Origin of the sequence: Candidatus Latescibacter sp., assembly GCA_030692375.1 — a bacterium.
Taxonomy (GTDB): Bacteria; Latescibacterota; Latescibacteria; order Latescibacterales; family Latescibacteraceae; genus JAUYCD01.
In genome coordinates this window covers 1-9,608 of the sequence record JAUYCD010000108.1, presented here as the reverse complement: position 1 = coordinate 9,608, position 9,608 = coordinate 1, and the positions used below count along the sequence as shown (strand labels likewise).

10 protein-coding genes are annotated in these 9,608 nt (G+C 48.3%); 6 read left to right on the top strand and 4 right to left on the bottom strand.

Annotated features, from left to right (window positions below; all coding sequences use genetic code 11):
• The first annotated feature begins 321 nt into the window (after window positions 1–321).
• Window positions 322–1,305 (top strand): uroporphyrinogen decarboxylase family protein, encoded by a 984-nt coding sequence (locus Q8O92_06645; GenBank protein MDP2982987.1) that lies wholly within the window; start codon window positions 322–324, stop codon window positions 1,303–1,305.
• Window positions 1,306–1,677: 372 nt separating this feature from the next.
• Here Q8O92_06645 and Q8O92_06640 read toward each other — a convergent pair whose 3' ends face one another.
• A complete protein-coding gene (locus Q8O92_06640) occupies window positions 1,678–2,964 on the bottom strand; it encodes a CHASE2 domain-containing protein (GenBank protein ID MDP2982986.1) in 1,287 nt (428 codons plus the stop codon).
• Between the two features lie 18 nt (window positions 2,965–2,982).
• Window positions 2,983–3,384, bottom strand: a complete 402-nt coding sequence (locus Q8O92_06635) for a response regulator (protein MDP2982985.1) — start codon at window positions 3,382–3,384, stop codon at window positions 2,983–2,985.
• Between the two features lie 475 nt (window positions 3,385–3,859).
• On the opposite strand from Q8O92_06635, the gene Q8O92_06630 reads away from it, so the two are divergent.
• Window positions 3,860–4,951 (top strand): amidohydrolase family protein, encoded by a 1,092-nt coding sequence (locus tag Q8O92_06630; protein ID MDP2982984.1) that lies wholly within the window; start codon window positions 3,860–3,862, stop codon window positions 4,949–4,951.
• Window positions 4,952–4,998: 47 nt separating this feature from the next.
• Here Q8O92_06630 and Q8O92_06625 read toward each other — a convergent pair whose 3' ends face one another.
• The gene (locus Q8O92_06625) at window positions 4,999–5,172 is read right to left on the bottom strand and encodes a hypothetical protein (GenBank protein ID MDP2982983.1); all 174 of its coding nucleotides are present in this window, start codon (window positions 5,170–5,172) and stop codon (window positions 4,999–5,001) included.
• Between the two features lie 89 nt (window positions 5,173–5,261).
• Between Q8O92_06625 and Q8O92_06620 the strand changes: the two genes are divergently transcribed.
• From Q8O92_06620 to Q8O92_06605, 4 genes are all read left to right on the top strand, one after another.
• Complete coding sequence (locus Q8O92_06620; GenBank protein ID MDP2982982.1) at window positions 5,262–6,878, top strand: Eco57I restriction-modification methylase domain-containing protein; 1,617 nt, start codon at window positions 5,262–5,264, stop codon at window positions 6,876–6,878.
• Window positions 6,875–7,123: a hypothetical protein gene (locus Q8O92_06615; GenBank protein MDP2982981.1), complete on the top strand. Its 249-nt coding sequence runs from the start codon at window positions 6,875–6,877 to the stop codon at window positions 7,121–7,123. Before Q8O92_06620 ends, Q8O92_06615 begins: the two co-directional genes overlap by 4 nt.
• Window positions 7,050–7,808, top strand: a complete 759-nt coding sequence (locus Q8O92_06610) for a BsuBI/PstI family type II restriction endonuclease (GenBank protein ID MDP2982980.1) — start codon at window positions 7,050–7,052, stop codon at window positions 7,806–7,808. Before Q8O92_06615 ends, Q8O92_06610 begins: the two co-directional genes overlap by 74 nt.
• Window positions 7,809–7,932: 124 nt before the next feature.
• Window positions 7,933–8,610, top strand: coding sequence for a DUF1080 domain-containing protein (locus tag Q8O92_06605; GenBank protein ID MDP2982979.1), 678 nt, complete (start codon window positions 7,933–7,935; stop codon window positions 8,608–8,610).
• 101 nt (window positions 8,611–8,711) lie between these two features.
• Here the strand turns inward: Q8O92_06605 and Q8O92_06600 are convergent.
• Window positions 8,712–9,608 (bottom strand): DUF4097 family beta strand repeat-containing protein (locus Q8O92_06600; GenBank protein ID MDP2982978.1); only part of this gene is annotated, 897 nt, incomplete at its 5' end.

Sequence of the window (9,608 nt, the reverse complement as noted above, 5' to 3'; positions counted from 1 at the left end):
GGGATGCCGAAGGCAGGGGGGATTTTAAAGACACAGGAGCACTCAATTTCTCTTATTCACTGTATTTTGCTGACTTAATGACATAACCGAAAAGAACAATTCTGCACAACCCGTGAAAATGTAAAAGCCCCTTTTTTCCTTGACAATGATAATTTCTCATCGCAATATACAAAGTTTATTGAGACAGTGAGCGAAGGACTTTATCACCCGTGACTGAAGCGTACCCTTCAAGGGGTTGTCACCGCAGGTGACAAGGGGATTTGCTCGCCGGAAGGTAAATCGAAAAATAAGCATTTTCCATACTACAGGAGAAACCCCATAATGACCGGATATGAACTTGTCCGGAGAGCCATCGAGTTCGACCATCCCGAACGGCTGCCTTTTTTCCAGCATGTCTATCCGCCTGCGCCAGACGATGTATGCGATTCCTGGGAACTCGACCGTCAGAAGTCGGGCTGGTTTTTCGATACTCCGCTTCCCGACGACTGGGGCTGTATCTGGGCCGTCACCGAGGTTAAAAACATGGGCCAGGTGGTAAAAGGCCCCCTGGAAGATTGGGCAAGGCTCGCAGATTACCTTCCCCCCGATCCGAAAGATCCGTTTTATTATGAACGGGCCGAGAAAGAGATCACCAGCGCCGGTGACCGTTATGTCTGTCTCACCAGCCACTTTACCTTTATTGAACGCCTCCATATGCTCCACGGCTTTTCAAGGACCATGGAGGATTTTTATTTCGAGCCGGAAAAGATCGAGAGAGTCCTCGACATGATTCTCGATTTCAAGATGGCGCAGGTGGATGAGATTCACCGCAGGTTCGGAAACCGTGTTCATGGCGTCTTCCTCACCGACGACTGGGGAACGCAGACCGGGACATTCATCTCGCCCGCCCTTTTCGACCGCTTTTTCTTTGACCGGTATAAAACTCTCATCTCCCGGTACCATGAGTATGGATACCACTTCATCCTGCACTCCTGCGGCCGTATCAATGATTTCGTGGATCGTTTCATCGCAGCCGGTGTGGATGTGATGAACATGCAGCAGCCACGCGCCTACGGCATCGAAGAGCTGGGAAGACGCTTCCGTGGCCGTGTGGCTTTCCTCTCCACTGTGGATATTCAGGCGACCCTCCCTTCTGGAAACCGTGAGGCAGTGCGCCGTGAAGCCCATGAGCTGGTGGAGCGCTGGAGCACCCCGGCGGGAGGATTCATCGTCTTCAACTATGGCGACGGTGAGGGGATCGATGTCGGCATAGATATGACCAGTGTGATGTTTGAAGCTTTCATGGAAAAGATGTGGCTTGAGTAAGAATTTCCTGTAAAGGCCGCTTTTTCTAAACTCACCCCTTGGCCCCCTCTCTATAATAGAGAGGGGATAACTCGTTGCGAGCCTTATAGTTCCCCCTCTATATAGGCTTCTGCAAAATGTATAAGATTATGTGAGGCAATAAAATAGGAAAAGATTCCTCTTAACATTCCCTCCCGTGTTGGGTATAATATAATAGCTTGTTTATAATGTACTTACACAAAAGGAGGGAACGTCATGTACTGTTTCGTGAGAATCCCGATCTGCTCAGTCTGCTCATGATGGTAAATATTGACGAGATGATCCCCCCGAACTGTATGCAGCGGTGGCGGAACTTCTGGCTTTCGTGTACCGCATGAATAAACGAATGCCTGTTCAACCGGCCGGGCGCTGACAGTAAACCGGGTTTTTTTTATAGTTTCTCCGCTCATAGTATTCCACGGTACGGTGAATGGTAATAACGATATAAAGGAGAATGACCACCGCCGAAGGAATGGTGATATTAATGAGCCGGGCATGTGCGGAAAAACTGTACATGGACATGGCGTAGAGTATCATTGGGAAAGCGATCGCCATCGGAAGCCCCGCTTTCACGGGAGGCAGAAAGCTGAAAAAGAGACCGGCCAGGATACCGGAAAGAATGGTGAAACCAAAAATAACATCCCCGGGGACAACGGTAATAAAATTTTTCTCGAGCAGGGTGGAAAGAGCGGCGGCATGAATCTGCACGCCGGGAAGGGCATTATGTCCGGGAATTTTTTTCAGATCGCCGAGTATGGAAGAACTTGATCCGATCATGACAACCTTGTCTTTGAAAATCTCCGCAGGATACTGGCCTTTCAGCATTGGGGCGAACGAAATTGTACGGTAAGTTTGCCCTGACAGAGAGTAATTCAACCGCATGAAACAATGTTTGTCGGTGGGAACGAACGTTTCTCCAAAACGGCTCCCTTTCGGCGATATGACTACATTCGTGAAATGCATCCCTTTCATCTGCAGCCACATCTGGAGCGCAGCCGAAGGCAGGAGACGGCGGTTGTAACTAATGTATAAAGGTATGTGCCTTACGATGCCGTCGGGATCGGGTATATAATTGGTAAATCCAAGCCCCTTCGAGGATTCCACCATTTCCCGGAAAGGGAGTGTGATATTTTCCGCACGAATAAATTCAATTTTTTCAAATCGCTGCGTATTGAACCAGGTATCGGAAAATTTCTCGTTGTACACCGGATCGAGAGGACGTTCTCTCCTGCTCTGATAATCAAGGTTAAAATAATATCCGGAAATAACATTCCCCGCGCAGGCGACGGAATCAACCAGCGCTTGATTATCCCCGATTTTTCCCCCTTCCATGAGAATTACATCGAGAAAAATAATCCTCGCTCCACCATTTCTCGCCAGACTGATCACCTGTGCAAAATGACGCCGCGGCCAATGTTTGAAATTTCCCAAATGGTTGATGGAATAATCGTCAATGTCTATGATCACAATGCCGCCGGTATGGGAAGCCGGTTTGTCACGGACAATAAAATGGCTGTCATCCACCATGTTCTGGATTTCCAGGAAAGTCCGGTATCCCATTGTCTGCGAAATCGCATAGATTACCGCAGCGGTCGCTGCTCCAAAAAAAGCGGCGGATAGTATTTTTTTTAGTTTTATCACCTTCATGTGCTTCGGTTATCAGGTTTTAGCGCAGGCATCCCTGACAATCCCGGAAAGCTTGGGAAAATCAATCGGTTTATGGAGAACCATGTCGACGTTTTTTTCAAGGTTGTTGATATCGTCTATTTTTGTTTCCCAGCCGGTTAGCAGGATGATAAATGTATTCGGCTTTTCCTTACGGATCTGCCTCGCGATATCCCAGCCGGATAAATCGGGAATGTTCAAATCGGTGATGACCGTATCAAAATACTTTTCCCGGAAAAGAGCCAAGCCTTTTCCGCCGCTGAGAGCAGTAGCAACAGTATATCCTTCTCTTTTAAGAAATTCCATGAGTATCTCGCAGATGTTTTCTTCATCATCGATAACCAGAATACTGTAAGTCTTTCGGGCGCTGTCTTCCCAAACTTCGACTGATTCCATTCTTGGCTCTCCCTGTGGCCGGGTATTACCGGTTCGGGAAATAATTCAAAGAGCTGACGATAGTTTCCTAAATCCTCGTACTGTGACAGGAGAACCTCGTGTTAAGTCAATGCAATAAAGTTGGATTCATATTCCCCCCTTAACAAGGGGGATGCCAAAGGCAGGGGGGATTTCTTCTTCCCAGCGAATCAATATCCCCCCGCCGCTTGAGCGGCGACCCCCTTTTTAAGGGGGTAAAAAGAAAAAGAAACTCCAGCACCAGACATTATCTGATTGGCTTAACACTAGATTTTTTGAGTTTCACATGAACAGTAACCGGGGCCGATTTGCCTATTGGCATATACAAATTATCCTCATGGGCGGGAAAAAGCAAGAGATATTCCTTAAAATTCCCTTTGCTCATAGCGCTAGATTATGCTAATTTCCTGAAAATGACATGTTTCTATACGCCCTGATGCCATAAGGAGGAACTCCCATGACCCTACCTCAAGCATCCCTTCTCGCTTTCCTTCTGTTCTTCTCGCTGCCCGCGACGCTTTTGGCCCAGACAAAGACGGGCGACCTCCTCCTCCGCGACTGGGAGCCGAAAAGCCAGATGGTGACCAAGGAAACCAAAATTCTCAAGCCCAAATTTCCTGTAATAGACTTTCACAATCACCTGGGGCGCGCCGACCTTAAAAAATGCCTCGCCGAGATGGACGCCGCCGGGGTGAAAGCCTGTGTCTCCCTCGACGGCCTCTCCAGGGGCGATTTCTACAAGGAGCACCTGCGGCAGTGCCAGGCGGTATCCAAAGACCGGTTCATCGTGTTCTTCTCCCCCGATTTCAGCCGCATCGACGAGCCGGATTTCGGCAACAAAGAAGCCGCCCGTCTGGAAGAAGCAGTGAAACTAGGCTGCCGGGGCCTCAAAATCTTCAAATCCCTCGGCCTGACAGACCGTGACAAATCCGGCAGGCTAGTCCCAGTGGACGACCCCCGCATCGACCCCATCTGGGCCAAGTGCGGCGAACTCCGTATCCCGGTGATGATCCATGTCTCCGACCCTAATGCATTCTTCACCCCGCTCGATAAGTACAACGAGCGCTATGATGAGCTCCAGGCGCATCCGGACTGGCTCTTCTACTGCCCGCAGTACCCCTCCAAGAATGAAATACTCGCCCAGCGCAACCGCGTCATCGCCCGTCACTCCAGAACCATCTTCGTAGGCGCGCATGTCGCCAACCTTCCCGAAGACCTGGGCACAGTCGCACAGTGGCTAGATACCTACCCGAACTTATATGTGGACATCGACGCCCGTATCTCCGAGCTGGGCCGTCAGCCCTACACCGCCCGTAAATTCTTCATCAAGTACCAGGACCGCATCACCTTCGGCACAGACACCATGCCCAGCGCCGTAGCGTACCGGATTTATTACCGGTTTTTGGAAACGGACGATGAATACTTTAATCCCTCGGGGGGGCATCACCTGCAGGGGAGATGGAATATTTACGGGATTTTCCTGCCGGATGAGGTACTGGAGAAGGTGTATCATAAGAATGCGGAGAAGGTGCTGGGGAGGGGGAAATGAACCGGGGTGTGATTTCTCGTTTCTATGATACTACCGGATAGGGGTACTTAAATCTTGGGGCGGATGAAGGTATGGAAAAGGAGTAGACTTTCGCCTTTTTTTCCTTCTTCCGCATTATTGTTTCTTTTGCCAACGGAAATGTCTATATCTCCCATATATACATAACGAATTTGCTTTCTTTTTTTTAGTATCTTAAAACCTGCACACATATCCACTCTCATTCTCACATTTTCCCTTGCCTTTTCAACTCAGCCTCCCTATAATACATCAGAATGCACCAACCCAATAACCTGAAAAGTCATCGTCCATTATGGAAACCATTCCTTACACATATCCTACCAACCTCCCGGTATCTGAACCTTTCCGTAGCCAATCTATATCCAATTTCGCTGCTATCTTGCAAAAGGAATACGAGGCAACCACTACCATTGAAGATCGGAAAATTAATGGTCATTTCGGAACACCGGTAGCAGTTGCTGAGTTTATGGCTTTACTTTTCAAGGAGATTCCTTCAGGGAAAATTCGTCTGCTTGACGCAGGCGCCGGAGTGGGTATTTTGACTGCCGCGGTATGCGACCGGATCGCGTCATTTGGCGAACCGCGCACGGTCCAGGCGGTACTGTACGAAAAGGAACCGGCGTTGATACCGTTCCTCCATGAAACCATGCTGCGGGCGAAGAACGTATTGAACAAGCAGGGACATGGTTTCGAATATAGAATCTATAATGAAGATTTTATCCTATCCAATTCCCCATGCGGGAACGATCTTTTTACGGGCGACAATTCCGTTTCCGGGCCATTCGATATGGTTATCATGAATCCCCCTTATGGAAAGATATTGAAAGATTCGCCGCATGCCAGGGTGATGGGGCACGTCATTCATGGACAACCGAATATCTACGCATTATTTATGGCAATTGGTGCGCAGCTTTTGCGCCGGGGCGGCAAAATAGTGGCCATTACACCGCGAAGTTATTGTAACGGCTTGTATTTCCGTGACTTTCGGAAGTGGTTCTTCGACCGTATCACACCGTATCACATTCACCTTTTCGAATCGAGAACGGATACATTCAAGGAAAATGGGGTATTGCAAGAGAATATTATTCTTGCCGGAATACGGGGGAAAAAACACGACTCTGTGATTGTCACGACCAGTAAAGGCCGTGATCTTCACTGTGTTGATCGGAGTTCTGTTTCCATGAGTGAGCTTATAGATGATACAAAGGGTGATAGAATTGTACGGATCGCGGGAAATGATCTTGACCGGCGTATTGCGAAAATAGTGGATAGTTGGCCTTCTCGGTTTCAGGATATGGGATTCAAAATATCCACCGGGCCGGTTGTTACTTTCCGTGCTCTTGAGTATATAATCCGCGAAAGAGATAACAGCGATTCAGTTCCCTTGCTTTCCATGCATAATATCCGTCCGTTTGAAACTATCTGGCCATCAAAGAGAAGCGAGAAAGATTTCTATTTCAAAGTATGCGACAATTCCATGCCGTTGCTTCTGCCGGTGAAGGATTACGTTATTCTGAAACGATTCACAGCGAAAGAAGAGAAACGGCGGCTGGTTGCCGGAATTTTTTGGGCTGAGAAATTCCCGTTCCCCTATATAGGATTGGAAAATCATTTGAATTATGTTCGTAAAATTCAAGGGAATCTTTTCGATGCTGAAACTTACGGGTTGGCGGCATTATTCAATTCGGTTTTACTCGACCGGTATTTTAGAACCATTAACGGGAACACGCAGGTTAACGCTGCGGATATTCGTACTCTTCCGCTCCCTCCTCTTGAAAAAATTTGCGCAATCGGGGAAAGTTTAAAAAAATTGACTAACCTTAATCCATCTGAAGTTGAGGATTTGATTCTTGATCATCTGGGAATCAACGGGGAAATAAAAGATTATCTCAAAGATACCGCCTCATGACAATACTGGAAGAAGCCATCGAAATTCTTACCGCGCTCGGACTCCCCCGTCAGCAGAGAAATGAACGCTCTGCATTGACTCTCCTCGCTTTGGCCGGACGAACCCGCGAGAACACTTGGAAAGATATTCAAACGCCCCTCCTTAGAATCATCGACATTATGGATTGGATGCGTGACAAATTCGAAAAAAATTATGCGCCGAATTCACGCGAAACCATTAAGGAGACAAACGATTCATCAGTTTGAACAGGCGCGTATAGTAGACAGAAACCCGGATAATCCGGATCGTCCGACAAACAGCGGCAAAACGGTGTATCGTTTGACAGGCGGCATACTACCCGTTTTACGATCCTATGGAACAAAAACGTTCGACCGGGAAGTCAATAAATTCATTCGCACACACGGTTCTCTTACAAGAAAATATGGTAAAATCCGTAAACTGCATACAGTTGCCGTCAAATTGCCAGATGATTCTATTCTCCATTTGTCTCCTGGAGAACACAATATACTTCAACGTCTCATTCTGGAAGAATTTGCTCCGCGATTCATCGAGAATCCTGTTCTCATTTATATGGGCGATACGGCGGAAAAGCACCTTTTTATAGATGAAGCCGCACTAAAATCACTCTTTATACCGGTTACTCAGCATGACAAACTTCCTGATGTGGTACTTTTCAGCCCAAAGAAAAAATGGATTTTTTTCATTGAGGCTGTTACCTCTCACGGTCCGATTTCACCTAAAAGGCATATTGAACTGGAAACCATGCTGTCAAAATGTCCGTTCGGACGAATTTATGTGACTGCTTTTCTGACATTCAGTGACTTTCGAAAATACGCTGAAGAAATCGTGTGGGAATCTGAAGTATGGATTGCCGAGGCGCCGGACCACATGATTCACTATAACGGCGACAAATTCTTCGGGCCCCATTGACAATGTAAATCCTCCTCTCTTTCCCCTTGCCCCTCTCCACTCTCCTCATTATACTACTCCAAAATCCATCATATTTCTTTCTTTTCGAACTTTGCGAGAGATTTTCTTTTCCAGGAGGTTTTCGATGAAACGCCGTGACATGCTCGGAATCATTTCCGCCTTTCCAGCAGCGATAGCAGTCCGCAGCTCTTTTGCCGCCGAAACCTACCAGCCCAATCTCAAGGAATTCACCTCCCTTTTCGATGGCAAAACTCTCAAAGGCTGGAACAAGCTGACCACCTACAGCGGCGATGATGGCAAATGGGAGGTCATCAAGGGGGTTATCGCGGGCGACCAGTGGCCGGAGGGCAAAGGCGGGCTTCTGGTAACCGAAAAGAAATATGCGGACTACGAGGTGTATACGGAGGTGAAAGGGGATTATCCGATCGATTCGGGGCTTTTCCTGCGTGTGCAGCCGGATGTGCTGTCGTACCAGGTGACGATCGACTACCGCCCGGAGGGGGAGATCGCGGCCATTTACTGCCCCGGCGGCGGCGAGTTCCTCATGCATAAGCCCGAGGGGATAAAGCTCTGGAAGAAGGACGAGTACAACACCGTGGTCGCGCGCATCGAGGGCCAGCCCGCCAAAATCAAAGCCTGGGTGAACGGCGTGCAGGTGCAGGACTACACCGATACCCTGCTCGCCGGCAAGTTCCGTGTGCCGGAGACGGGATTTTTAGGCATCCAGGTGCATCCGGGCGCAAGCTGGGGCAAGGGCAACAAAATCTGGTTCCGGAAGATCATGATCAAGGAAATGAAATAGGATTTCCCTCACCCGGTTTTCAGTGCTTGCACTTCGACAAGCTCAGTGCACGCTTGCTGAGCCTGTCGAAGCAAGTTCCTTTGTCACTTTGTCCCTTATTTTTACAGTTTATTCAATATAATGCTGCCGTTGACCGTTTTGACCTGGATTTTGTTCCCGCCGCCGCCAAGCTTTCCGGTCATATGCCTGGGTGATATGGTTTCCATGTTTATGGTGAGCCCGCCGGGAGCGGAAATCTTGCCGTGCGCGGATTCAATATCCATCTCCGCGTTCATGGTCTGAGGAAAAGAGAGCTCAACCGAACCGTTGACCGTGTTGATATTCATACCTTCAGGCTCGGTTCCTGTAATTCCGGCTTTGATGTTTCCGTTGGTGGTGCGGGCTTCTTTGACTGAAGTGACTCCGTTCAGAAAAATATTTCCATTAACGGATTTGGCGGTTATTGTGCCTTCAACATTTTCCACCCTGATCGATCCGTTCGTCGTATGAATCTCAATATTTCCTTTGGTATCCCGTATCTCTATATTGCCGTTGACTGTATGCGCCTCGGCGATGCCTTGCGCTTTATCCACTTTGACCGTGCCGTTGGTGCTCCGGGCTACCGTATTACCGAACGTTTCACTGAGTTCCACATTCCCATTGACAGTACTAACCTTGCCGAGCATCGCGGTTTTGGGGAGGGTGATGGTATAGTCCACCGTTACCGAGGAACCAAAATTACGGAATCCACGCGATATTCTAGTCAAGAGCGATTCATTTTCCCTTTTACTTTTTTTAGGGTAAACAGTCTTGATATCCAGCGTATTCCCAGCAGGGGTAACCTCGATTGTGACCGCATCCAGATCGCTTCTGCCATTCTTTGTCTTCTTGACCGCACGGATTTCGGCGTTGGGTTGATCCCAGGTGCTGACTGCCACTTTTCCGGTGACATTCGTTATATTCACCGTGGTTCCCGCACTGATCGGATAGGTTTTGTTAAATTCATCGGTCGCTTCCGA

Coding starts and splice junctions, on each gene's coding strand:
- Q8O92_06645 (MDP2982987.1), top strand. CDS start 322: ATGACCGGATATGAACTTGTCCGGAGAGCCATCGAGTTCGACCATCCC.
- Q8O92_06635 (MDP2982985.1), bottom strand. CDS start 3,384: ATGGAATCAGTCGAAGTTTGGGAAGACAGCGCCCGAAAGACTTACAGT.
- Q8O92_06630 (MDP2982984.1), top strand. CDS start 3,860: ATGACCCTACCTCAAGCATCCCTTCTCGCTTTCCTTCTGTTCTTCTCG.
- Q8O92_06625 (MDP2982983.1), bottom strand. CDS start 5,172: ATGAGAGTGGATATGTGTGCAGGTTTTAAGATACTAAAAAAAAGAAAG.
- Q8O92_06620 (MDP2982982.1), top strand. CDS start 5,262: ATGGAAACCATTCCTTACACATATCCTACCAACCTCCCGGTATCTGAA.
- Q8O92_06615 (MDP2982981.1), top strand. CDS start 6,875: ATGACAATACTGGAAGAAGCCATCGAAATTCTTACCGCGCTCGGACTC.
- Q8O92_06605 (MDP2982979.1), top strand. CDS start 7,933: ATGAAACGCCGTGACATGCTCGGAATCATTTCCGCCTTTCCAGCAGCG.